This is a genomic window from Micromonospora sp. NPDC049049, from assembly GCF_040649115.1.
Lineage (GTDB): Bacteria > Actinomycetota > Actinomycetes > Mycobacteriales > Micromonosporaceae > Micromonospora.
Window position 1 is genome coordinate 70,229 of the sequence record NZ_JBEZEX010000014.1, and the last position, 24,657, is coordinate 94,885.

Below are 24,657 nucleotides of genomic sequence, written 5' to 3' on the forward strand. Positions count from 1 at the left end.
GATTGCGTACGGGAGCTAGCTCGCCAGCCCGCCTGCGTACATCCGATGTATGTCCATCGAGGTGAGTGCTCGTCGGCGTGATTCTGGCGGATCGCTGCGCGGTGCCGAGTCTGCGCGACGCTGCCCATCTGCCCTTGCGTCTTGCTGACCGGCCAGATGGTCACCGTATCCATCGATCGATCGACCGTTGCCTATTCTGTGCCCCCGGAGTAACCTTCCCGAAACACATCAGATGTCTGGCGCGCCAAGGCCCGGCGTCGGCCTGCTCAGGCAGGGTCCCGGTTGGCCCCACCAAGCGGATCCCCATGTCGAGTCCCATAGTTGTCACGCTTCGGGGTGGCCGGACTGGCCACCGTTTGGAGGATCGATGTCAGACCTGACCCGACGGCAGGCCCTCAAGGTCGGCGCAGCCGGCGCGGGTGGTGCTCTCCTGCCGGTGCCCTGGACCGCGGTGGCCAAGGCCGACGCGGCGGCCCCGCCGCAGGTGTTGGCCGCCGGGGATCTCGCCCTCTGGTATGACGAAGGGGCCGGCACCGACTGGCTGCGGGCGCTGCCGATCGGCAACGGCCGGCTCGGCGCGATGGTCTTCGGCAACGTCGACACCGAGCGGCTCCAGCTCAACGAGGACACCGTCTGGGCCGGTGGGCCGCACGACCCCAGCAACACCCGAGGCGCGGCGGCGCTGCCGGAGATCCGGCGGCTGGTCAACGCGAACCAGTGGACCCAGGCCCAGGATCTGATCAACCAGACCATGATGGGCAACCCCGGTGGTCAGCTCGCCTACCAGACCGTCGGCAACCTCCGGCTCGCGTTCGGTTCCGCCAGCGGAGCGTCACAGTACGACCGGACGCTCGACCTCACCACCGCCACCGTGACGACGTCGTACGTGCTCAACGGCGTTCGCCACCAACGGGAGGTGTTCGCGAGCGCGCCGGATCAGGTCATCGCCATGCGACTGACCGCCGACCGGACCGGCTCGATCAGCTTCACCGCCACCTTCGACAGCCCGCAGCGGACGTCGGTGTCCAGCCCCGACGGCACCACCATCGGCCTCGACGGCGTATCCGGAAACATGGAGGGCGTCACCGGCCAGGTCCGTTTCCTCGCCCTCGCCAACGCGACGATCAGCGGCGGCAGTGTGTCCAGTTCCGGCGGCACCCTGCGGGTGACGAACGCCAACAGCGTGGTCCTGCTGATCTCCATCGGCTCCAGCTACGTCAACTACCGCAACGTCGGCGGCGACTACCAGGGCATCGCCCGGCAGCGGCTCACCAGCGCGCGGGCCAGCAGCTACGACCAGTTGCGCAGCCGGCACGTGGCCGACTACCAGGCGCTGTTCAACCGGGTCAGCCTGGATCTGGGCCGCACGTCGGCGGCCGACCAGACAACGGACGTCCGGATCGCCCAGCACAACAGCGTCAACGACCCGCAGTTCTCGGCGCTGCTGTTCCAGTTCGGCAGGTACCTGCTGATCTCGTCCTCGCGGCCCGGCACCCAACCGGCGAACCTCCAGGGCATCTGGAACGACTCGCTGACCCCATCCTGGGACTCGAAGTACACGATCAACGCCAACCTGCCGATGAACTACTGGCCGGCCAACACCACGAACCTGGCCGAGTGCCACAACCCGGTCTTCGACATGGTCAGAGATCTTGCCGTCGCCGGAGCACGGACCGCCCAGGTGCAGTACGGGGCCGGCGGCTGGGTCACCCACCACAACACGGACGCGTGGCGGGCCACCGCGGTGGTGGACGGCGCGTTCTGGGGCATGTGGCAGACCGGCGGCGCCTGGCTGTCCACGTTGATCTGGGACCACTACCTGTTCAACGGCGACATCGAGTTCCTGCGGACGAACTACCCGGCCATGAAGGGCGCCGCGCAGTTCTTCCTCAACACCCTGGTGACCGAGCCGACCCTCGGTTACCTGGTGACGAACCCGTCGAACTCACCGGAGCTGAGTCACCACTCGAACGCCAGCGTCTGCGCGGGCCCCACCATGGACAACCAGATCCTGCGGGACCTGTTCGACGGCGTCGCCCGGGCGAGCGAGATCCTCGACGTGGACAGCACCTTCCGGGCCCAGGTGCGTGCCACCCGGGACCGGCTTCCCCCGATGAAGGTCGGCTCGCGCGGCAACATCATGGAGTGGCTGTACGACTGGGTGGAGACCGAGCCCAACCACCGGCACATCTCGCACCTGTACGGGCTGGCCCCCAGCAACCAGATCACCAAGCGCGGCACGCCACAGCTGTTCGAGGCCGCCCGGCGGACCCTGGCGCTGCGCGGCGACGACGGCACTGGCTGGTCGCTGGCCTGGAAAATCAACTTCTGGGCGCGGATGGAGGAGGGCAAGCGGGCCCACGACCTGATCCGCTACCTCGCCACCACCGCGCGACTCGCGCCCAACATGTTCGACCTGCACCCGCCGTTCCAGATCGACGGCAACTTCGGCGCCACAGCCGGCATCGCCGAGATGCTGTTGCAGAGCCACACCGGCGAGCTGCACGTCCTGCCCGCGCTGCCGCCGGCCTGGCCGAGCGGGCGGGTCACCGGTCTACGCGGTCGGGGCGGGCACACGGTCGGCATCACCTGGGCGAGCGGCCTGGCCACCGAGATCCTCGTCCGACCGGACCGGGCCGGCACCGTCCGCCTGCGCTCCCGGATCCTGACCGGCACCGTCACCGTGGTCGACACCGCCGACGGTACGGCGGCCCGGACCACCCGGATCGAGTCCGACCTGATCGAGGTCACCGTGCAGGCCGGGCGCACCTACCGGGTCACCAGTTCCGGGGCCGCCACGCCGACGCTGGAGCAGAGCTTCAGCAACGTCGGCATCACCAGCGACAGCAACACCAACGTCGGGAACTTCGACGGCGGTGGGGCCTCGCTCTCCGCGCAGGCCCTCGCGCAGGCCGGTGCGAGCCCGGGGGGCACGGTGAGCCGCAACGGAGTCAACTTCCGCTGGCCCAACGTCAGCTCCGGGGCCGCCGACAACGCCATCGCCTCGGGCCAGACCATCAGCGTGACCGGCACCGGCAGCACGCTCGGCTTCCTGCTGACCGGCACCTACGGAGCGGTGTCGGGGACCGGCACCGTGGTCTACGCCGACGGCACCCGCCAGACGTTCACGTTGAGCTCGCCGGACTGGTACGGCGGGCCGCACTCCGGGGGCACCGCGGCCATCGTGTCCGCGTACCAGAACCGGCCCAACAACGGCCGTCAGAACACCGCCGCCTGCGTCTACTACGTCGGTGTGGCGTTGCAGAGCAAGGCGGTGGCCTCGGTCGTGTTGCCGAACATCAGCGCCCGTCCCGCGACGAACGTGCCGACCATGCACATCTTCGCCATCGCGATCGGGGGCTGACGGCAACGAATCCTGCTCGGGGGAGCACGACCGGGCCCGTCCCACCTGGGGACGGGCCCGGTCGCCGTCGGCGGTCGGCGGTCGGCGCTGCGCCCGGCGCGGGAGCACGACGACGTCGACAGATGGGTGCGCGTCGATGGTGTTCGGTGTGGCCGTGCCTCGGCAACGAGTTTGTCGTTTCTTGTCGCGGCCCGTGCGGCCCATCCCCCGACACGTTCCGCGAGAGCCGACCCCGACCTGGTGGAACATGGCTGCGGGAACGTCGGCGCTGTCCGGGAATTGTCGTAGCCGGTACTTAGGCTGCCGCGGTGAGTATGAACGGCAACTGGCTGCGCGTTTCGCCCGACGAACTGGAGCGGGCGAGGACAGACCTCGGCTGGGCCTATGACCTCGCGATGACGCAACGGAACGACAACTCTGAACGCTGGGTCGGCATCGACAAGGCCTGGGACGGGTTCGAGTTCCTCCTCGATCGGCTGGGCTTCGAGATCCCGCTGGTCTCGGGCGCGGAGCGGTTCGTGGAGCTGCCCGACGTCGAGCCCGACAGCGAGGAGATGTTCGACTTCCTGGAGAACCTCGAAGACGACTGGGGCTACGGGCCGCCCTCCTATCTGACACCGGTCGACGTCGCGACGGCGGCCGCGCGCCTGGCCGAGCTCACCCAGGACGACCTCATCCGGGGCGTCGACCCACAGGAGTTGGTCCGGGCCGACATCTACCCCGGAACCTGGGACCGACCCGGACAACTTGGGTGGGTGGCCCATTACCTGCCCGACGTCCAACGCTTCTTCGGTGCGGCCGCCAGGGATGGCGCCGCGGTGATCTGCTGGCTCGACTGAGCGGCGGTTCAGCCATCGGAGCGCCGGGCGAGGTGTCCCGACAGAATCGGGTTCATCGGGTTCATCGTGTGCACGGGTGTGCCCGTCAACCGGTGCAGTTCCCGGCTCTGGTCGGACAACCGCAACTCGCGGGCCGCCTCCGACGATCACCCGACGCTCCGGCCCCATCCGCCCATGGTCGAGCGGTGTTCGGCGGACCGGCAAGCGGTTGCGCGCAGTTGTCGTCACGCCGGCACGCAGCCGACCCGTTCGCGGGAAAGATCGGGCGTCACCGACGCGAGTGGTGACAGGATTGGCGGCATGCCTGCTCGCGCACTGAGCTTTGGATCGGTGGCCAGACAATACGAACAGTACCGACCGGGGTACCCCGCCGAACTTGTCGACCTGGTGCTGACGTACGCGGGCCGGCCCGTTCGAACGGCCCTGGAGATCGGCGCTGGCACGGGCAAGGCGACCCGGCTGTTCGCCGCCGCGGGCGTCACTGTCACCGCGACCGAGCCGGACCGGGCCATGCTCGCCGAGCTGCGCAAGCACGTGCCAGCGGGCGTTCACACCGTGCGGGCCGCGTTCGAGGACCTGCGGCCCGGCGCGACGTACCACCTGGTCTACGCGGCGGCGGCCCTGCACTGGACGACACCGCAGGGGCGGTGGTCGCGGATGGCCGCGCTGCTGGAACCCGGCGGCGTGTTCGCCTCGTTCGGTGGACCCACCCAGCTGGTCGACCCGGCGGTGGCGGACGCTGTCCGCGCCGCCCGGGCACCCTTCCTGGAGAGCGACGAGATTCCCTCGCCCGACGGCACGCCCCCGGAGCAGGCCATGCAGTGGCCGGGCACCGAGCTCCAACGGTCCGAGTGGTTCACCGATGTGCAGCAGACCGTGATCGCGCGTCGGCTGACGATGAGTGCGCGCGACTACGTCGGGCACCTGTCGACGATCTCGGCGTACCTCGAGCTGTCGACCTCCACGCAGGAGCAGGTCTTCGCCCAGATCGAACAGGTTCTGCCCGAGACCGTCGAGCTCCGCGCCGACCTCATCGTCCATCTCGCCCGTCGGCGCCCCGATCAGTAGCGCCGACGGCGCTCAGACCAGGAACTCCTCCCGCATCCGCGCGCCCAGGTTGATCCCGCCGACCGCCCGAGGACCGGCCGGATCGTGCACGGCGACGGTGTTGTTGCGACGCATCAGCTCCCGGACCGCGGGTGGCAGTCGCGGCGGGTCGTCCATGGCCGCGAGGACCTGCCCGGCGCTGACGATCAGCCGATCGGCCAAAGTGGCGGCGTCGGTGTCCACCCGCACCCGGCCGTACTCCCAGCCGGAGGTGGTCAGGTCGAGCACCTCGAACACGCGGGTCACCACCGGGTTCGGGTCGGTCACCCGGTCGAGCCGGGGCGCCCGGCTGCCGACCACGGTGACCGCGGCGGCCACCTGCGCGTACGGGTGGAAGCCACACGGCAACGCGAACAGCGGCCAGCGCAGGGCCGGGCCCGCCTCCTTCCACAGCGGCCGGTAGTTACGGCGGTGCACCAGCAGCCGTCGGCCCGTCCGCCGGTGGATCTCCTGCGCCTGGGCCTGAAGGTCCACGTGGGCCTCGTCGGCGACCTGACTCACGATCCGGGTCGCCACCACCAGGCCGTCGTCACTGTCGAGCGAATCGGTGAGCGCGTCGACCTGCTCGTTGAACCGGACCCGCGCGTGGGGGCCGTACCGGGACTGGACGTCGTGCAGCAGCGCCTGCTGGCGTCCCGGGTCGAGCTGGACTCGCCTACCGCCCAGCAATCGACGGAGCCAACGCATGTCGCCTCGATTCAGCAGAGCCGTCGCGGACGGCGGCAATGCTAGTGCGTCGACCCTCCCTCATGTTCCGAAGGGGGGTTGATCGACTCGGCTCTCGAAGACGGCGATCACCGCCGACGCGGCGTGATCAGCCCCGACTCGTACGCCCACACGACCAACTGGGCCCGGTCGCGGCAGTGCAGCTTCGTCATCGCCCGGTTGACGTGTGTCTTGGCGGTCAGCGGACTGATCACCATGCGCGCGGCGATCTCGTCGTTGGTCAGCCCACGGGCGACCAGTTCGACGATCTCCTGCTCCCGGGCAGTCAGCACGTCGCGTCCGGCGGTCGGCACGGCCGGCGGCGGTCCGGCCACGAACTCACTGATCAGTGTGCGGGTGACGGTCGGCGCGAGCAGCGCGTCGCCGCGCGCCACGACGGTGACGGCGTGCAGCAGGTCGGCGGGGTCGGCGTCCTTGAGGAGGAAGCCGCTGGCGCCCGCGCGGAGCGCCGCGAACACATAGGAGTCGAGCCCGTAGTTGGTGAGGATGAGAACGCGGATCGTGGCCAGGTCGGGATCGGCGGCGATGCGCCGGGTGGCCTCGATGCCGTCGAGGCCCGGCATCTGCACGTCCATCAGGACGACGTCCGGGCGCAGACTCCGGGACAGGTGAACGGCCGAGGTGCCGTCGGTTGCCTCGCCGACGACCTCCAGGTGGTCCTCGGCGTCGAGCAGTGCCCGGAAGCCGGCCCGCATCAGCGCCTGGTCGTCGGCGAGCAGCACCCGGATCATTCCGACTCCCGCAGCGGGAAGGTGGCCCGTACGGTGAACCCGTGGTCGTCGTGCGCGGCGGTCCGCAGTGTGCCGCCCAGGGCGCTGACCCGCTCCCGCATGCCGCGCAGGCCCACGCCCGGGGTCAGCGGCTCGGTCGGCGACGCCCGACCGTCGTCGCTGACCGCGACGGTCAGCCCCGCCGGGGCGTACTCCACCTGAATGTGCGCGGTCGCGGGCCCGGCGTGGCGGGCCACGTTGGTGAGCGCCTCCTGGATGACCCGGTACCCGGCCTGGTCGACCTCGTCGGGCAGGTCGCCGCGCTGGCCGGTGACGGTCACCTGCACCGGTACGCCGACCGCCCGGGTCCGCTCGGCCAGCTCGTCCACCCGGGCCAGCCCGACCCGATCGCCGTCGGTCGGTGCGCGGAGGACGTCGAGGGTCGTGCGGAGTTCCCGCATCGCGGCACCGCTGGCCTCCTGGATCGCCAGCAGCGTGGCCGACGGCTCCTCGCCGTGTTTGCGGGCCAGGTGCACGGCGATCCCCGCCTGCACCTTGATCACGGAGATGCTGTGGGTCAGGGAGTCGTGCAGGTCGCGGGCGATGCGCAGGCGCTCCTCCCCGGCGCGGCGCAACGCCATCTCCTCGCGGGTGCGTTCGGCCTCGACGGCCCGCTGCTCGACCTGCTCCAGGTACGCCCGGCGCTGACGCGCGACGAGGCCGGCGACGTTGGCCGCCACGAACCAGCCGAGCAGCAGGGCCGTCCGTTCTGCGACCAGTTGGCCTGGTCGGCCGGCCGGCGCCATCGAGATGTCGCTGGCCAGGAAGCTACCGAGGAAGACGAGGCTGGCCACGGCGGCGGCCAACCGGTGTCCCTGCCAGGCGCTGACGTAGACCGCGCAGAGGACGGGGAACGCGGCGGACACCCCGGGATGCACCCGGACGTGAACGGCCAGCATGGCGACGGTGACCACGCCCAGCGCCACCACCGGGTATCGCCGGCACGCCGCCAGGGCCACCACGGTGGCGAGGACCAGGGCGACGTCGAGCACCTCGACCGGCGCGGCGTCCGGGGTGAGCACGGCGTTGCCGAGCAGGAGGACGCCGAGGGCGAGACCGCCGAGGGCGTACGGGAGGTCGCGGCGCATGGTCGCACTGTAGAACGGCCGTCGTCGGTGGAGCATCCCGCGCGCGTGGTAGCTGCGGCGTACCACGGACGCGGTATGAGCGGCGCGGCAAGTGTCTGCGACGGCACGACGCTTTCCCGGCCCGCCGGAACAAGCATCGAGCCCATGACATACCGCTTCTTCGCCCCCACACCGACGAGGGCGGCCACCGGCCGCACCGCAGCCGTCTACCAACAGTTGCGCGACGACTTCCTCGGGCCGTTGCCGACCTTCCAGGCGCTCTCGGCCGTGCCGGAGGTGCTGGCCGCGACCTGGGCTCTGATGCGGGAGGCGCTGCTCGCCGGGGACGCGCCCCGGGTCGACCGCGAACTCGTCGCGGCTTCGGTCTCCCGGGCCAACCGGTGTCAGTTCTGCGTCGACGCCCACGTGCTGTTGCTGCACGCGCTGGGCGCACCGAAGCTGGCGGAGACCGTCGCCCGGGGCGAGACGCCCGCCGAGCCGAGGTACGCCGCGCTCGTCGGCTGGGCGCAGGCGAGCCGCAACCCCAGATCCGCCGACTGGACCAGCACCCACGGCCCGGAGATCACCGGCACCCTGCTCGCCTTCCACTTCATCAACCGGGTGGTCTCCGCGTTGCTCGACCCCGATCTGCTCCCCGGCGGCCTGCAACGTTCCCCGCTGGTGCGCTCGGTCGGGGGCCGGCTCTACGCCAGGGCGGCCCGGGAGTCGAAGGAGCCCGGCCTGAGCCTTTCGCTGCTCGACGTCGACCCGACGGCATCACCTCCCGCCTGGGCGGGGGACAGCCCGGTGGGTGTCGCCTACGCGTCGCTGCGGAACGCCGCCACCCGGGGTGGCGACCTGCTGGGCGCGGTGGCGCGCCAGGCCGTCACGGCCACGGTGCGCTGGGAGGACGGGCAGTTCCCGGCGCGGCCCGCGGACTGGGCCGTCGACCTGGTCCGGGACGTGCCGGGCGCGGACCGCGTCGGGACGCGGATCGCGTTGCTGGCGGCGTTCGCGCCCGGCGCGATCAGCCCGGGTGACGTCGCTCTCTGGCGGCTCTCCCACCCCGCCGACGCCGACCTCGTGCGGTTGGTCGCGTACGGGGCGATCACGGCCACCGATCACGTCGCCCAGGCCCTCGCCTCGGCGCACCTCTAGGAGGCAACCCATGCGCAAGGCTCTCGTCATCATCAGCGCACTGCTGCTCGTCGCGTTCGCCGTGCAGTTCGTCCTCGCCGCCGTGGGTGGGTTCACCAGACCCGCCGGCGACGACGCGTACGCGCTGCACAGCGTCAACGGCATGGCGGTGATCCCGCTTCTCACGCTGCTCACCGCCCTGTTCGCCGCGCTGGCGAAGGCACCCGGAAAGATCATCGGACTGGCGGTCCTCCCGATCGGCCTCGTCGCCCTCCAGCCACTCATCGCCATGTTGGCGGAGGCGTCCACCGACGCGTCGGGTGTCAGCACCCCGCTCGGCCTGACCATCGGTGGGTTGCACGCGCTCAACGGGATCATCGCGGTGCACGTCGTGGTCGGCGTCCATCGGGCGGCGCGACAGCTCGCCGTCCCGGTCCCCGCCGGCACGGCTCGGCTGGTCACCCGGGAAGGAGAACCGGCGTGACCACCGGGTCGCTGCTCGTGGCCGACCTCGTGATCGCGGTCCTCGCGGTCGCCGCCTGGCTGGGGGCTGGCGCCGCGTCCGCCGCCCGTCGTCGCCCGCTCGCACTGGGACTGGCGGCCGTCGCGCTGCTCGCCACGCTCGCCCGCGCGCTCACGATCACCGCCCTCGCCCGGGCCGGCTGGTGGTTCGCGGCGGAGAAGGTCCTCATCGCGGCCCCGCTGTCGCTCGCGGCGGTGGGCGTCGCCGGTCCGCGGTTGCTGCGGGCCCCGGGCGACATCCGGGCCGTCGCGGTCCCGCTCCTCTTCGCCGGGTACGCCACGAGCAGCGCCCTGCTCGTGACGGTCCTGCACGGCTATCCGGCGTCGGCCGGGGCGGGGCTGCTGGCGGTCGCCGGGGTAGTGGCGGCCACGGTGATCTCGGCGCGTGCGCTCGGTGCGCGCCCGTCCCGGACGGTGTCCCGGACGGCCCTCGTGGTGGCGGTCGCGGCCCTGCTGACCGGAACCGGGCTGACCGTCACCCCGGGCGCCGCGCCCGCCGTACCGCATGAACATGCCTCTCCGGCGGCCCGCATCGCCGACGAACCCACCCGGCGGTTCACACTGACCGCCGCAACCGCCACCGTGGACGCGGCCGGACGGAACGTCGCGGCGTGGGCCTTCAACGGGCAGGTCCCCGGACCGGAGTTGACCGCCACCGTCGGCGACGTCCTGGAGGTGACGCTGCGCAACCGGAACATCGAGCGCGGCGTCACAGTGCACTGGCACGGGTACGACGTGCCCAACGATCAGGACGGGGTACCCGGTGTGACCCAGGCGGCGGTGCGGCCCGGGCAGGAGTTCGTCTACCGGTTCCGCGCCGACCAGGCCGGAACGTACTGGTACCACACGCACTCGGCCTCCGATGTCGGCGTGCGGATGGGTCTCTACGGGGTGCTGGTGGTGCGACCGGGCCCGGTGACCGGCCTCGACGTCACAGTGCCGGTGCACACCCTGGCGGGCCGTCCGTTGCCCGCGGCGAAAGTGGAGAAGGTCGAGGCCGGCGTGCCGGTGCGGTTGCGGCTGATCAACACCGACAGCACGACGCACCGGTACGCCCTGGCCGGGACCGCGTTCCGGGTGGCCGCGGTCGACGGCGTCGACCTGCGCGGCCCGACGCCGCTGGCGGACACCGCCGTGCTGATCCCGGCCGGGGGCCGCTACGACCTGGTCTTCGACGCGCCGGCGACCCCGGTGGCACTGGTCGTCGACGGACGGACCGTCTACTCGACCGGCCCGGTGTCGACGGCGACCGGCGCCTGGCCGGTGCTGGATCCGCTCGGCTACGGCGCGACCGCCCCGGTGCAGTGGTCCCGGTTCGACAAGACGTTCACCCTCGTCCTCGATCGCGGCCTCGACCTGCGCGGACTGCTACCGCGGTACGCCCACACCGTCAACGGCGCGGCCGATCCGGACATCTCACCGCAGGTCGTACGTCTGGGTGACGTCGTACGGTTCACGATCGTCAGCCGGTCGCAGACCGTGCATCCGTGGCACCTGCACGGCCACCACGTCCTGGTGCTGGCCCGCGATGGTCGACCGGCGACCGGAAGCCCGCTGTGGCTGGACTCGTTCGACGTCCGTCCGGGCGAGGTGTGGGAGGTGGCGTTCCGGGCCGACAACCCGGGGATGTGGGCCAACCACTGCCACAACCTGGCGCACGCCGATGCCGGGATGACGCTGCATCTCACGTACTCGTGATCGCCGAGGCCTGTAGTTTTCTGTCATGACTGAGGACACCTTCCGTTCGGTGGCGATCGAGCGCACCAGCCTGGGCAACTACGTCGTGCGGAACTCCCGTGGTGGGTCGGTGTCGCTGGGCACTGGCGAGGACGGCAGTTTCACGCCGGTGGAGTTGCTGCTGACCGCCATCGGCGGTTGCGCCGCCGTGGACGTGGACCACATCACCAGTCGCCGTGCCGAGCCGACCGAGTTCGCCGTCGCCGTGACCGGTGACAAGATCCGGGACGAGGCCGGCGGAAACCGGATGCGCAACCTGCGGGTCGAGTTCACGGTGAGGTTCCCGGAGGGCGCGGAGGGCGACGCGGCCCGTGCGGCGCTGCCCCGGTCGTTGCAGCAGTCGCACGATCGGTTGTGCACGGTCTCCCGTACCGTCGAGCTCGGCACTCCGGTCGCGATCGCCGAGGGCCCGGGGCCATCGGAGACTGATCGGCGCTGAGCACTGCTACTCAGGCCCGTAGGGCTCGTTCGTGTGAGGGTGGCGGGATGCGTCGACTACTGGTGCCACTGCTGATCGTCCTCACCGTGGGGGTGGCGTGTGCCGACCCGAACGCCCAGCCGGGTCGCTCGGACCCGACGGTCGCGCTGCCGGTGCCCACCGAGTTGCTCGCCGACGGTAGCGTGCCCTGGGCCGACCTGAAGATCACCGACGAGGACTTCAACGGTCGCCCTGCCGCGCCGAGAACGCCGGCCACCGGCAGCGAACCGTGCCGGGCGGAGCAGCTGACCGGTCGGCTCACCACCTGGACGCGGCCCAGCAACGGCGGTGAGACGCCTCGGGGCTTCGACGCCGCCATCGGCAAGCTCATCGGCGAAGTGGACGTGCGGAACTCGTCGACTGTCGAGTGCACCCTGCAGGGCGAGGTGCCCACGACCATGCGCGCCGCCGGTCGCGAGATCCCGATGCTCTACACCCACGGCATCGACGAGGAGGGCCGCACCCGGGTGGTCGTCGTGCCGGCCGGCGGCAACGCCAGCCTGCGTCTGGACTGGTCCGGACCGTTCTGCCAGCCGGTGAAGGGGTCGTTGGAGCTCGCGATCGAGCTGCCGCACGACGGTGGCAGGCTGCGCGCACCGGTCACCGCCGACGAGCGTCCGGGCTGTCCACAGGGGGAGGGGGTCAACCCCCGCGCACGCGGGACGCTGTCCGCGAGCGGGTTCACCGAGCCGGTGGCGGTGTCGAAGCCCCCGTCCTCGCCGCTCGAGAAGCTCACCGTCGCTGTGCAGGGGCCGACGACCGCCGTCGCCGGGTCGCGGCTCACCTTCCGGGTGACGCTGGGCAACCCGACCGGCGGCCCCCTCGCGTTGGACCCTTGCCCGGCCTACCTGATGGAACGGTTCTCTCTCGGCGACGCGACGAACGACGCGGTGAATTCGGCCCAGCTCTACCGGCTGAACTGCCGCGCCCTACCGCAGATCCCCGCTGGCGGCACTGCCGTGTTCGAAATGGTCGCCGAGGTGCCGGCCTCGATGCGCGCCGGGCGCGAGCTGACCGTGACGTGGAAGCTCTATCTGCCGCACTACGTACAGCGGAGCAACCAGTTCGGTGTCGTGACCCTCACCGTCGTCTGAGGAAGGTCACCGCCCGGCCGGCAGCATCGGCAACCCCCATCGGCGAGAACGAAATATAGATGCTGTTGAGGGTATGGGAGCGCTCCCGTAGCATACCTGACGCGGCCTGTTAACGTTCACAACCGGTCACCACGCAATGACCACCACCAATGCATGGGCCGCCGTCCCGCGAGGAGGGTGCTACATGGTCAGATCCAGAGCCACCAATGCCGGTCTGGTTGCGGCCGGCGTCGGCTTACTGCTGTCGTCGACAGTTGTCGCGGCGCTGCCGGCCGGTGCTGCGGCTGAGGGTTGTTCGGTGAACTACGCCGTGTCGTCGCAGTGGCAGGGCGGCTTCGGCGCCAACGTGGCGATCACGAACCTGGGTGACCCGCTGAACAGCTGGACGCTGACCTGGTCGTACGGTGCCGGGCAGACGGTGACGCAGGCCTGGAACACGTCGCTGACGCAGAGCGGGTCGGCGGTGACCGCGAAGAACGTGAGTTACAACGGTGCGATCCCGGCCAACGGCACTGTGTCGTTCGGGTTCAACGGGTCCTGGACGGGCAGCAACCCCGCCCCGACGAGCTTCGCCCTGAACGGTGTCACCTGCACCGGTGGCACGACGCCGACTACTCCGCCCCCGACGACTCCGCCGCCGACCGACCCGCCGCCGACCACGCCGCCGCCCACCCAGACCTGTGACCTTCCGTCGACGTACCGGTGGTCGTCGACCGGCGCGCTGGCGCAGCCGAGGTCCGGGTGGGTGTCGCTGAAGGACTTCACCGTCGCCCCGTACAACGGCCAGCAGCTCGTCTACGCCACCACCCACGACACCGGGACCAGGTGGGGTTCGATGAACTTCGGTCTGTTCTCGAACTACTCGCAGATGGGCTCGGCGAGCCAGAACGCGATGAACAACGCGACCGTCGCGCCGTCGTTGTTCTACTTCGCGCCGCGCAACATCTGGGTGCTCGCCTACCAGTGGGGTGGGCCGGCGTTCTCGTACCGCACCTCGACCGACCCGACCAACCCGAACGGTTGGTCGGCGGCGCAGACGCTGTTCAGCGGCAGCATCACCGGCTCCGGCACCGGCCCGATCGACCAGGCGGTCATCGGTGACGGCACGAACATGTACCTGTTCTTCGCCGGTGACAACGGCAAGATCTACCGGGCCAGCATGCCGATCGGGAACTTCCCCGGCAGCTTCGGCTCGAACTACACGACCATCATGAGCGACACCACGAACAACCTGTTCGAGGCCGTTCAGGTCTACAAGCTCCAGGGTCTGAACAAGTACCTCATGATCGTCGAGGCGATCGGTTCGCAGGGTCGCTACTTCCGCTCGTTCACGGCCACCAGCCTGGGTGGGTCGTGGACGCCGCAGGCCACCAGCGAGAGCAACCCGTTCGCCGGCAAGGCCAACAGCGGTGCCACCTGGACCAACGACATCAGCCACGGTGAGCTGCTGCGCACCAACGCCGACCAGACGATGACCGTCAACGCCTGCAACCTGCAACTGCTCTACCAGGGTCGTTCCCCCAGCTCCGGCGGCGACTACGGCCTGCTGCCGTACCGGCCGGGTCTGCTGACCCTGCAGCGCTGACCCGCTTCGATCGCGCTCGACCGACCTGGAACGGGGCGGGCTCGGCGTCACAGCGAGCCCGCCCCGCACCACGCCGGGCGCGATTGATCCTCTGGCGTCCCCGCGTCTCCGGAAACCTGGCATTGGATCGTTCCCAAGACGTCGGGCTGACAAAGACGGGACACGACACGCGCCAGCGGGGCGGGCTGTGGCTGACGAGTTTGGGACGATGCGCCGGTCGACCTACCGACGTCACCCGACTCGAAGGGACCTCCGCGATGGCAAAGGTCATCTCCACGCTGTTCATCTCGGCCGATGGTGTGGCCGAGATCGACCCTGACTGGCACTTCCCGTACTTCGACGAGAACATGGGCCGCGCCGTCACCGAGGACTACGACGCCGCCAACGTGCTGCTCATCGGCCGCGAGACGTACGACAGCTTCGCCGGGGCCTGGCCGGACCGTGAGGCCGCCGGTGGCGAGGACGCACCGTTCGCCAAGCAACTCGGCGACATGCGCAAGGTCGTCGCCTCGCGTCAGCCGCTGGAGTTCTCCTGGCGCAACTCCGAGCTGATCGACGGGGATCTCCTCGACGCCGTCACCGCGCTCAAGGCCGACGCCGGGGTGCGCGGGGTTCTCATCCCCGGGTCGATCTCCGTCGTGCAGCAACTGCTCGCCGCCGGCCTGGTCGACGAGCTGCGTCTGCTGGTGCATCCGGTGGCCGCGCGCAAGGGCCGCAGGCTGTTCGACGAGGGTGACGCGGCGTACCACCTGCGACTGCTGGCAACGGAAGCGTTCCCGACGGGTGTCCTTCGCGTGATCTACGCGCCGGGCCCGGCGCCGACGCCGGTCGGCTACGACGAGGTCACGGACCAGGTGCCAGCCGGAAACTAGGGCGCGCTTGCGGGGACGGCCGCCGCGCCGGCCGTTCTCCGACCGAGGCCGTCACAGGCCCATGTGAAGATCTCGGCGTGACTCAGTGGACGTACAACGATCGCCCTGCCAGCGTCAGGTTCCTCAGCGATCGGATCCCCGAGCCGGGCCGCACCGCCATCGAGGACGAGCTGTGGGCCTGGGTGGTGCGTGGTGAGAGCGACGCGGACGAGTTCGTCGACTTCTTCGACGACGACGACGAGCGCTGCGGCGCGACTGACGATGAGCTCAGGGCGGCACACGAGACGGCGTTGGCGGTTCGGCGGGAGCAGCAGCGCGAGTGGGGTGAGGTGCGTGGCAACCTCACCCGTGCCTTCGTCGAGCTCAACGGGCTGGGGGTGTTGGCCCGGGAGAACTTCAGCTGTTGTGGCACCTGCGCGAGCGCCGAGATCGACGACGAGCGGGACGACTCACGGCACTGGCGCGGCTTTCTCTGGTACCACCAGCAGGACACCGAGTCCCTGCTCGCGAGCGAGGACGGCGAGGTCTACCTCGGCTACGGCGTCTATCCGCCGGCCGACTTCGACGAGGCCGCCTACGCGGGCCTGTCGGAGGCCGAGCAGCAGGCCAGCTACCAGGCCGACCTGGAACGACTGCTGGACGAGGTCGCGTTCCCGGTGCTGCGCAAGCACGGCATGCAGGTGGAGTGGAACCGCAAGCAGTCCCGGCGGATCAAGGTCACCGGTGCCCGGTGGTATGCGCCACTGAATTGACCGCCATCGTTCCATCCCACACTTCGGGCAGATGTTTAGTGAGGCCCATCGATATTGACGCGCGGCCTCGGCGGCGACAGGATCTCGGGCACCACCACCCCTGATTCCCTCCTGGGAGGCGCCATGACCCGTCCCCGCCTGCCCCTCCTGCGGGCAGCCACCCGGTTGGCCGCACTCGCCCTCGCCACCGCCGGCGTGCTGCTCACCGTCGCCACCCCCGCCAGCGCCGCCGTGCCCACCGGCCGCTACGTAGCGCTGGGCGACTCGTACACCGCAGGCCCGCTGATCCCCACCCAGGTCGACCTCAACTGCCTACGGTCCAACCGCAACTACCCGTCGCTGGTGGCGGCGTCCGCCGGTTCGTCGTCGTTCGCCGACGTGAGCTGCTCCGGCGCCACCACTGACGACATCCTCTACGGCGGTAGCGGCCAACTGGGCATCACGACGCCACCGCAGCTCAATGCGGTCACCTCGAACACCTCGCTGGTGACGGTGCAGATCGGCGGCAACGACATCGGCTTCGCCGGCATCATCGGCGACTGCGCGGAGGCGAGCGTCAGCAGCCCTCTCGGATCTCCGTGCAAGAACCGGTACACCGCCGGAGGCGTCGACCAGTTGCAGGCGCGGATCGTCGCCGCCACACCGAAGATCACCGCCGTGCTCCAGGCGGTCCGGCAGGCCGCGCCGGGCGCGCGGGTCGTGGTGCTCGGCTATCCGGCGATTTTGCCCGACAGCGGTTACGGCTGCTGGCCGGTCGTTCCGATCGCCTACCAGGACGTGCCGTACCTGCGTGGCGTGGAGAAGTCGCTCAACGCGATGCTGGCCAGCGTCGCGAGCGCCAACGGCGCCACCTACGCCGACGTCTACACCCCGTCGATCGGCCGTGACGCGTGCAAGAGCAGCGGCACCCGGTGGGTCGAGGGTCTGGTGCCGCAGAACTCGGCCGCGCCGTTCCACCCCAACGCCCGAGGTGAGCAGGGCATGGCCACCGCCCTGATCGCCAGGCTGAACAGCTGATCAGGCTCCCGAACGATCGAAGCGGCCCCGTCGGAAGCGGCGGGGCCGCTTCGTGGGGACACCGGGCTCGGCCGACGTCGCGGTGCTTGGGATCGGGCAGTCCGGGGTACCGACGATGTCATGCCGATCGTGGGGGAAGTCGTCGGGGACCGTTACCGTCTGCTCGAGAGCATCGCCAGCGGTGGAATGGGCGATGTCTGGCGGGCGGTCGACGAAACCCTGGACCGCCGCGTCGCGATCAAGATGCTGCGACCTCGGCTGGTCACCGATCCCGGCTTCGGCGAACGGTTCCGTCGCGAGGCCCGGGCGATGGCGGCCCTGCGTCACCCGGGTGTCGCGCAGGTCTACGACTACGGTGAGGTGTCCCAGCCCGACGCGCCGGTGCTCGCGTACATCGTCATGGAGTGCGTGCAGGGGCAGCCCCTGTCGGAGCGGATCGCCGAGATGGGCCGGCTGGGTGTGGCCGAGACGATGTCGATCGCCGCGCAGACCGCCCGCGCGCTCCAGGCCGCGCACGACGCCGGCGTCGTGCACCGGGACGTCAAGCCCAGCAACCTGATCATCGAGCCGGACGGGCACGTCGTACTCGTCGACTTCGGCGTCGCGGTGACCCAGGAGGCGGCGAGCCTAACCGGGACGAACCAGGTCGTCGGCACCGCCCTCTACATGGCGCCCGAGCAGGTCACCAGGAGCGAGACGACGTCGGCGATCGACATCTACGCGCTGGGAGCGGTCGTCTACCACTGTCTTGCCGGCAGGCCCCCGCACGAGGGCGAGAACGCGATAGCGGTGGTGTTGCGTCATCTCGAAGAGGAGCCGTCGCCACTGCCCGAGGACGTTCCGGAGGCGGTCCAGCGGTTGGTCGCCACCGCGATGGCCAAGGACCCCACCCGTCGCTTCCCGACGGCGGCGACAATGGCCGCGGCGGCCCAGGGGCTCGCGGATCCGTCCGATCAGCTGCGGACGGCTGTCGGAGCGCCGGTCGGGGCGGCGGTCGAACGCACCGAAATTCAGCGGTCGGTCGTCGGCGGTGCGGCGAAGCGCTCGGGCGGCCCTGGGCCCAAGGTGCTCGCTGTGGTTCTCGGATCGATGGCCGCCGCAGCAGCCGTTCTGGTGTTCGCCGATCCCATCGGGATGATGACGGGCCCGACCGACGGGCCGTCGACGCCGCCAGCGGTGTCGCCGACGGGCCCTTCGCAGCGCGAGCCCGACCTGGGCGTGGGCGGCGGAGAGCCGGCTACCCGCGGTTCCGGGGGTCTGCCGGTCCGCGCGCCTGGCTCCCCGACCCCGACGGCAGGCGTTTCGGCGGGTGCCGGGCCGGTCGGCCAGCCAACGCCCTCCGGCGAGAGCACCGGGGGCGCGCCCGAGCCCACCTCGTCCGAGAGCCCGCCAGCGGAGCCGACGGCAGCCCCGACGGGTGGGACGACGGCGGCACCGACCGCGACAGCGTCCGAGGAGAGCGAGGAGGAGCCGGCCACGGAGCCGACGAAGAAGCCGTCCCCGGGGGCGCCGGCCGCGGACGAGAACGCGGCGCCGGAGGTCTAGTGACACACTGCTGGCGTGACGGCCGAGGCCGCCACGCCAGCAGTGTGGGTCAGGAGTCGATCGGGTCAGCCGGTGCTGCAGGTGATCGTCGGCCAGTTCCAGTTGCCGTTGGCCATGACCGTGATCCCGAAGTTGTTGCCGTTGCCGTTCGGCCTCGCGGTGACGGTGCCGCTGCTGCCGCTGACGGAGGCGTTCCAACTGTTCTGGATGCTCTGGCCGCCACCGAGGCCGAGGCTGACCACCCAGTTGTTGGTGCCGCTGACGGCGACGTTGAGGTTGAACCGGTCACCCCACTGCTGGCCGGCGGAGATCGTCGCGTTGCAGTTGCCGTTCCCCGGGTTGCCGGTGGTGGGCGGAGTGGTCGTCGGGTTCCCGCCGCTGCCCTCCCGCACGGTGATGTCGGAGCTTCCCTGGCTCTGGTAACCCTCGGTGGCCATGACCTGGTAGCTGTGATTGGTGCCGAGGTTCAGGCCGGCCCGGGCCCAGGCGTCGAAGTGGTTGGCGGTGGTGATGGTGCCACTCGAGCGCTTCTGCTGGCGGACGCTCCAGAACTGGTAGAACGTCTGGTTGCCGTCGATCGACGGGGCGTTGACCCGCTGGCTGCGGAGGATGTCGTAGGTGCCGCCGTCAGTGGTGACAGTGCCCATCCGGGTGGCGCCGCTGCTGGGGTTGTAGCTGCCGAAGTTCTCTACCACGTAGTACTCGATGAGCGGGTTGCGCGTCCATCCGTACAGGGCGAGGTAGGTGTTGTTGTTGCCCGGGTTGTAGCTGCCCGAGTAGGTGACCGTCCGCCGGGTGCCGGTGGCCCAACCCTTGCCGCCGACCCAGTTGTTGGTGCTCCTGTCCCAACTGCTGGTGTATCGGCCATCGGCGCGCAGCGTCATGCTGGCGTTGCCGCTGTCCTTCCAGAACGAGAAGTAGTACCCGTTGTGCGTGCCGGTGAGGTTCGACGTGAGGGTCCGGTCGGCCTCGGCGTACGCGTTGGTGGCCGTCATCGTGCCGGCGACGGCCACGACGGCGGCGCACGCGGCGCCCAGGAGCAGCCGCATACGGGCGCGGCCTCTCGGTTTGGTGTGGCTGGTGTCGGTCATGGAACTGTTGCCTCCTCTGACGGCTGGCGGGGGCCAGCGGCGCGGTACGCCTCGGCAGGCTGCCGGTGGTCGGGTGACGGCCACGGCGTCGTACCGCTCGGTGGTGGTGGGGCCGGTCGTCCTGCACGACGATCGGAGAAGTGGGGCGTGGTGGCTGGTGCTGACGACAATCGAACGCCGTCGATGGCGACCGTATTAACCCGGCCGTCGACTTGTCAACAACTTCCGGAAACAGAGCAGCAACACCGCCGCCAGTCCCGGAGCGGCATCCATCCAGGTCAGTAGTGGATCAGAGGTCAGGGCGGTCGTCGCGGCGTCCCAACAGCCGAACATCGGCCGGGATGGGTCCGCCGAAAGTTCCGGAGACTTTCCGGACCGGGTGCCCCGGCCTTGGCCAACGACACGCGTTGCCCGAGGGGTCAGCGACGACGTAGGTCGTTGAGCCGGGCGGCCTGGCGGGTCAGATGGTCGCGTTCGGCGAGGTTGGGGGCCTGCTGGGCAGCCTCGGCGTACAGCCGCGCCGCCGTTGCCAGGTCGCCGTCACGCTCGTTCAGGTACGCCGCCACCGCCGTGTACCGGGGCAGCGCGTCGTCCACCGCCGCGAGCGCCGTCAGGCCGGCCCTGGGACCGTCGGCCTCACCGACCGCCACCGCGCGGTTGAGTCTGACGACCGGGTTCCCGGTCAGGCGCACCAGTTCGTCGTACCACTGCACGATCTACACCCAGTCGGTCTCCGCGGCGGTGGGCGCGTCCGCGTGCAGCGCCGCGATGGCCGCCTGGGCCTGGAACTCACCCAGTTGGTCGCGGGCCAGGGCCGCCTGGAGAATCGCGACGCCCTCGGCGATCGACCGGGTGTCCCAACGGCTGCGGTCCTGCTCGGCGAGCGGTACCAGGCTGCCGTCGGGGGCGGTCCGGGCGGCGCGCCGGGCGTGGTGCAACAGCATGAGGGCGAGCAGCCCCGCCACCTCGGGGTGGTTGATCGCGTTCGCGAGCTGCCGGGTGAGCCGGATGGCCTCGGCGGCGAGGTCCACGTGACCGGAGTAGCCCTCGTTGAAGACCAGGTAGAGGACGCGCAGGACGGTGGCGACGTCACCGGGCCGGTCGAACCGCAGCCCGGAGATGGTGCGCTTGGCCCTGCTGATGCGTTGCGCCATGGTCGCCTCGGGCACCAGGTAGGCGTGGGCGATCTGCCGGGTGGTCAGTCCGCCGACAGCGCGCAGCGTGAGCGCGACAGCGGACGACGGCGTGAGCGACGGGTGGGCGCACAGGAAGTAGAGCTGGAGCGTGTCGTCTGCGGTGGGGGTGGGCCCCGGCTCCGGCTCCTCCTCGACGAGATCCTCGCGCCGGCGGCGAGCGGAGTCGGCTCGGGCCGCGTCGAGGAACCGTCGCCACGCCACGGTGGTCAGCCACCCCTTCGGGTCGCGCGGCGGGTCGGCCGGCCAGACCCGGACCGCTTCGACCAGGGCGTCCTGCACGGCGTCCTCGGCCGCCGCGAAGTCGATTCCGCGGCGGACGAGGATCCCGAGGACGCTCGGCGTGAGGTTGCGCAGCAGCGTCTCGTCCATCGGAGTCGTCACTCCGTGATGGTGGGGGGCTCGCTCAGGAACGGGCGCAGCTCCAGCCACTCGTGGATCGGCTTCCCGCCCGCCCCGGGCGCGGCCGACAACTCCCCGGCCAGCTCGACAGCCCGGTCGTAGCTGTCGACGTCGATCACCATCCAGCCGGCGATGAGATCCTTGGTCTCGGCGAACGGGCCGTCGGTGACCGGCGGGCGGCCCTCGCCGTCGTACCGGACCCACGCTCCCTCCGGGGCGAGTGCCTGACCGTCGACGAACTCGCCGGTTCCCTCGAGTCGGGCCGCGAAGTCGCGCATGTACTGCATGTGGGCCGAGATCTCCGCCGGGGTCCACTGGTCCATCGGCACGTCGTTCACCCCGGCCGGGCCGCCCCGGTAGTGCTTGAGCAGCAGGTACTTGGCCATCGTGGTGCTCCTTGGTGTTGGCTGCGACCCATCGTGGTCACGTTCACTCCGGGGACGGAGCCGCTCGGCGCTTCTCGACACGGCTGTCCGAATTTCTTCCTCCCGCAGGTTAACCTCGGGTGAATCGTCCGCCGTTGAGGCACCTCGGGCGGCGCAAAACTTGATTCGTTCCAAAATAGTGAGCTAGTGTTCGTCGGGTGATGTCCGACTTCGAGGCGCAGCTACGGGCTGTCTCGTTGCGCGTGACCCGGCCCCGGTTGGCGGTGCTCGCGGCGCTGCGTGACCACCCGCACGTCGGCACCGACGCGGTGATCGCGCTGGTCCGCGCGGACCACCCGACGGTCTCCCACCAGGCGGTGTACGACGTGCTGCGGGTGCTCACCGACGCCGGGCTGGTGCGGCGCATCCAGCCGGCCGGGGCGACCGCCCGATACGAGTCCCGGATCTCGGACAATCACCACCATGTCGTGTGCCGCTCCTGCGGCGCCATCGCCGACGTCGACTGTGCCGTCGGCCACGCTCCCTGTCTCACCGCCTCAGGCGACCACGGTTTCGTGGTCGACGAGGCGGAGGTCGTCTATTGGGGCACCTGTCCCGACTGCGCGACCGAACGCACGCCCCAGAGATCCGCAAGCTCGGAAGGAAGTACATGAGCGACACCCAGGACAACGGCCCCGTCAGTGCGCAGGGCGTGGACCAGAAGGCAGCGGCCGGCTGCCCGGTCGCGCACGACTCGGTGACCGCGCACGGCAGCGAGAGTGAGAACCCGGCGATCGACTCGCCGACCCCGAAGACCGGTGGTCGTCCGCGCACCAACCGGGACTGGTGGCCCAACCAGCTCGACCTCTCGGTGCTGCACGCCCACTCGAACAAGGGCAACCCGCTGGGCGAGAACTTCAGCTACGCCAGGGAGTTCGCCAAGCTCGACGTCGAGGCCCTCAAGCGCGACATCGTCGAGGTGCTCACCACCTCGCAGGACTGGTGGCCGGCCGACTTCGGCCACTACGGCGGCCTGATGATCCGGATGAGCTGGCACTCCGCCGGCACGTACCGCATCGAGGACGGTCGCGGTGGCGCCGGCGACGGTGGTCAGCGTTTCGCTCCGCTCAACAGTTGGCCGGACAACGCCAACCTGGACAAGGCCCGCCGGCTGCTCTGGCCGGTCAAGCAGAAGTACGGCCAGAAGATCTCCTGGGCCGACCTGATCGTGCTCGCCGGCAACGTCGCCCTGGAGTCGATGGGCTTCAAGACCTTCGGCTTCGGTTTCGGTCGCGAGGACGTCTGGGAGCCCGAGGAGATCTTCTGGGGCCCCGAGGACACCTGGCTGGGAGACGAGCGCTACGCCTCCGAGAAGGAGATGGCGGCTGGCGTCGGCTCGACCGAGATGGGTCTCATCTACGTCAACCCGGAGGGCCCCCGCGGTAACGCGGACCCGCTTGCGGCGGCGCACTTCATCCGCGAGACCTTCGGCCGGATGGCGATGAACGACGAGGAGACCGTCGCCCTCATCGCCGGTGGTCACACCTTCGGTAAGACCCACGGTGCCGGCGTCGCCGACAACCACGTGGGTCCGGAGCCCGAGGGCGCGCCGCTGGAGGCGCAGGGCCTGGGTTGGCTGAGCACCCACGGCAGCGGCAAGGGCGCCGACACGATCACCAGTGGTCTCGAGGTGACGTGGACCGACGTGCCGACGCAGTGGAGCAACCGCTTCTTCGAGATCCTCTTCGGCTACGAGTGGGAGCTCACCACCAGCCCCGGCGGTGCGAAGCAGTGGGTCGCCAAGGACGCCGAGGCGATCATCCCGGACCCCTTCGACCCGGCGAAGAAGCACCGGCCGACGATGCTCACGACGGACCTGTCGCTGCGCGTCGACCCGGCGTACGAGAAGATCTCCCGCCGCTTCCTGGAGAACCCCGACCAGTTCGCGCTGGCCTTCGCCAAGGCGTGGTACAAGCTGCTGCACCGCGACATGGGCCCGATCGAGCGTTTCCTCGGGCCGTGGGTGGCAGAGCCGCAGCTCTGGCAGGACCCGGTGCCGGCCGTCGACCACGAGCTGGTGGGCGACGCCGACATCGCCGCACTCAAGGCGAAGGTCCTGGAGTCGGGTCTCACGATCGACCAGCTGGTCTCCACCGCCTGGGCGTCCGCCGCGAGCTTCCGGCACACCGACAAGCGCGGTGGCGCCAACGGCGCGCGGATCCGTCTCGAGCCGCAGCGCAACTGGGAGGTCAACCAGCCGGAGCAGCTCGCGACCGTCCTGACCACCCTCGAGGGCATCCAGCGGGAGTTCAACGAGGCCGGCGGCGCGAAGATCTCCATCGCCGACCTGATCGTGCTGGCCGGTTCGGCAGCCGTCGAGAAGGCTGCGCGGGACGCCGGCGTCGAGGTGACCGTTCCGTTCCGGGCGGGCCGCACCGACGCGACCCAGGAGCAGACCGACACCGAGTCGTTCCGGGTCATGGAGCCGCGCGCCGACGGGTTCCGCAACTACCTGCGTCCCGGCGAGAAGACCCAGCCGGAGGTGCTGCTCATCGACCGGGCCTACATGCTCAACCTGACCGCGCCCGAGATGACCGTCCTCATCGGCGGTCTGCGCTCCCTCGGCGCCAACGTCGGCGGCAGCCAGCACGGTGTGCTGACCGACCGGCCGGGCGTGCTCACCAACGACTTCTTCGCCAACCTGCTCTCCCCGGGCACCCGGTGGAGCGCGTCGAAGTCCGACGAGCACGTGTACGAGATCCGCGACCTGGCCACCGATGAGGTGAAGTGGACCGCCACCGCGGTCGACCTCATCTTCGGGTCCAACTCGCAGCTGCGCGCCCTCGCCGAGGTCTACGCCAGCCAGGACGCCCGCGACAAGTTCGTCGCCGACTTCGTGGCCGCCTGGACCAAGGTCATGGAGCTCGACCGGTTCGATCTCGCCTGACAGGTACCACCGACGAGCCCCGGCCGATCCGCACGTGATCGACCGGG

At 70.4% G+C, this 24,657-nt stretch carries 20 protein-coding genes and 1 pseudogene; 15 read left to right on the top strand and 6 right to left on the bottom strand.

The window, feature by feature from the left end:
* The first annotated feature begins 367 nt into the window (after positions 1-367).
* The 3 genes from AB0B68_RS16505 to AB0B68_RS16515 all read left to right on the top strand — a co-directional run bounded on the left by AB0B68_RS16505 (position 368) and on the right by AB0B68_RS16515 (position 5,271).
* On the top strand, positions 368-3,364 hold the full coding sequence (locus AB0B68_RS16505; protein ID WP_357260755.1) for a glycoside hydrolase family 95 protein: 2,997 nt from the start codon (positions 368-370) through the stop codon (positions 3,362-3,364).
* 314 nt (positions 3,365-3,678) lie between these two features.
* Positions 3,679-4,203, top strand: coding sequence for a YfbM family protein (locus AB0B68_RS16510; protein WP_357260870.1), 525 nt, complete (start codon positions 3,679-3,681; stop codon positions 4,201-4,203).
* Positions 4,204-4,533: 330 nt separating this feature from the next.
* Positions 4,534-5,271, top strand: coding sequence for a class I SAM-dependent methyltransferase (locus AB0B68_RS16515; RefSeq protein WP_357260758.1), 738 nt, complete (start codon positions 4,534-4,536; stop codon positions 5,269-5,271).
* Positions 5,272-5,283: 12 nt separating this feature from the next.
* On the opposite strand, the gene AB0B68_RS16520 is transcribed toward AB0B68_RS16515, so the two are convergent.
* The 3 genes from AB0B68_RS16520 to AB0B68_RS16530 all read right to left on the bottom strand — a co-directional run bounded on the left by AB0B68_RS16520 (position 5,284) and on the right by AB0B68_RS16530 (position 7,894).
* Positions 5,284-5,997, bottom strand: coding sequence for a hypothetical protein (locus AB0B68_RS16520; protein WP_357260761.1), 714 nt, complete (start codon positions 5,995-5,997; stop codon positions 5,284-5,286).
* A 107-nt stretch (positions 5,998-6,104) separates the two neighbouring features.
* Positions 6,105-6,767, bottom strand: coding sequence for a response regulator transcription factor (locus tag AB0B68_RS16525; protein ID WP_357260764.1), 663 nt, complete (start codon positions 6,765-6,767; stop codon positions 6,105-6,107).
* Positions 6,764-7,894 (bottom strand): sensor histidine kinase, encoded by a 1,131-nt coding sequence (locus tag AB0B68_RS16530; protein ID WP_357204099.1) that lies wholly within the window; start codon positions 7,892-7,894, stop codon positions 6,764-6,766. The genes AB0B68_RS16525 and AB0B68_RS16530 overlap by 4 nt, the downstream gene beginning before the upstream one ends.
* A 144-nt stretch (positions 7,895-8,038) precedes the next feature.
* Between AB0B68_RS16530 and AB0B68_RS16535 the strand changes: the two genes are divergently transcribed.
* The 10 genes from AB0B68_RS16535 to AB0B68_RS16580 all read left to right on the top strand — a co-directional run bounded on the left by AB0B68_RS16535 (position 8,039) and on the right by AB0B68_RS16580 (position 18,612).
* Entirely contained in the window at positions 8,039-9,031 is a 993-nt protein-coding gene (locus tag AB0B68_RS16535) for a carboxymuconolactone decarboxylase family protein (RefSeq protein WP_357260766.1), read from the top strand.
* 10 nt (positions 9,032-9,041) lie between these two features.
* Positions 9,042-9,494, top strand: coding sequence for a DUF6220 domain-containing protein (locus tag AB0B68_RS16540; protein ID WP_357204103.1), 453 nt, complete (start codon positions 9,042-9,044; stop codon positions 9,492-9,494).
* Positions 9,491-11,230, top strand: a complete 1,740-nt coding sequence (locus tag AB0B68_RS16545; protein WP_357260769.1) for a multicopper oxidase family protein — start codon at positions 9,491-9,493, stop codon at positions 11,228-11,230. The genes AB0B68_RS16540 and AB0B68_RS16545 overlap by 4 nt, the downstream gene beginning before the upstream one ends.
* A gap of 25 nt (positions 11,231-11,255) precedes the next feature.
* A complete protein-coding gene (locus AB0B68_RS16550; protein WP_357204107.1) occupies positions 11,256-11,708 on the top strand; it encodes an OsmC family protein in 453 nt (150 codons plus the stop codon).
* Between the two features lie 47 nt (positions 11,709-11,755).
* A complete protein-coding gene (locus tag AB0B68_RS16555; protein ID WP_357204109.1) occupies positions 11,756-12,841 on the top strand; it encodes a hypothetical protein in 1,086 nt (361 codons plus the stop codon).
* Positions 12,842-13,025: 184 nt separating this feature from the next.
* Positions 13,026-14,426: a non-reducing end alpha-L-arabinofuranosidase family hydrolase gene (locus AB0B68_RS16560; protein ID WP_357260772.1), complete on the top strand. Its 1,401-nt coding sequence runs from the start codon at positions 13,026-13,028 to the stop codon at positions 14,424-14,426.
* 257 nt (positions 14,427-14,683) lie between these two features.
* Entirely contained in the window at positions 14,684-15,298 is a 615-nt protein-coding gene (locus tag AB0B68_RS16565) for a dihydrofolate reductase family protein (RefSeq protein WP_357199038.1), read from the top strand.
* Between the two features lie 77 nt (positions 15,299-15,375).
* Positions 15,376-16,050: a hypothetical protein gene (locus tag AB0B68_RS16570; protein WP_357199036.1), complete on the top strand. Its 675-nt coding sequence runs from the start codon at positions 15,376-15,378 to the stop codon at positions 16,048-16,050.
* A gap of 123 nt (positions 16,051-16,173) precedes the next feature.
* Positions 16,174-17,067 carry an SGNH/GDSL hydrolase family protein gene (locus tag AB0B68_RS16575; protein WP_357199033.1) on the top strand — a complete coding sequence of 298 codons (894 nt, stop codon included), beginning with the start codon at positions 16,174-16,176 and terminating at the stop codon, positions 17,065-17,067.
* A gap of 120 nt (positions 17,068-17,187) precedes the next feature.
* Positions 17,188-18,612, top strand: a complete 1,425-nt coding sequence (locus tag AB0B68_RS16580; protein WP_357199030.1) for a protein kinase — start codon at positions 17,188-17,190, stop codon at positions 18,610-18,612.
* 65 nt (positions 18,613-18,677) lie between these two features.
* On the opposite strand, the gene AB0B68_RS16585 is transcribed toward AB0B68_RS16580, so the two are convergent.
* The 3 genes and pseudogenes from AB0B68_RS16585 to AB0B68_RS16595 form a co-directional block, all read right to left on the bottom strand.
* Positions 18,678-19,703, bottom strand: coding sequence for a glycoside hydrolase family 11 protein (locus AB0B68_RS16585; RefSeq protein WP_357199027.1), 1,026 nt, complete (start codon positions 19,701-19,703; stop codon positions 18,678-18,680).
* Between the two features lie 419 nt (positions 19,704-20,122).
* A pseudogene (locus tag AB0B68_RS16590) lies at positions 20,123-21,268 on the bottom strand (DUF6596 domain-containing protein).
* An 8-nt stretch (positions 21,269-21,276) separates the two neighbouring features.
* Positions 21,277-21,684: a YciI family protein gene (locus AB0B68_RS16595; protein WP_355008594.1), complete on the bottom strand. Its 408-nt coding sequence runs from the start codon at positions 21,682-21,684 to the stop codon at positions 21,277-21,279.
* 197 nt (positions 21,685-21,881) lie between these two features.
* Here AB0B68_RS16595 and AB0B68_RS16600 point away from each other — a divergent pair, with 197 nt between their 5' ends.
* Both AB0B68_RS16600 and katG read left to right on the top strand, forming a co-directional pair.
* A complete protein-coding gene (locus AB0B68_RS16600) occupies positions 21,882-22,337 on the top strand; it encodes a Fur family transcriptional regulator (RefSeq protein WP_354969622.1) in 456 nt (151 codons plus the stop codon).
* A complete protein-coding gene (gene katG, locus AB0B68_RS16605) occupies positions 22,334-24,610 on the top strand; it encodes a catalase/peroxidase HPI (RefSeq protein WP_357199023.1) in 2,277 nt (758 codons plus the stop codon). The genes AB0B68_RS16600 and katG overlap by 4 nt, the downstream gene beginning before the upstream one ends.
* Positions 24,611-24,657: the final 47 nt, after the last annotated feature.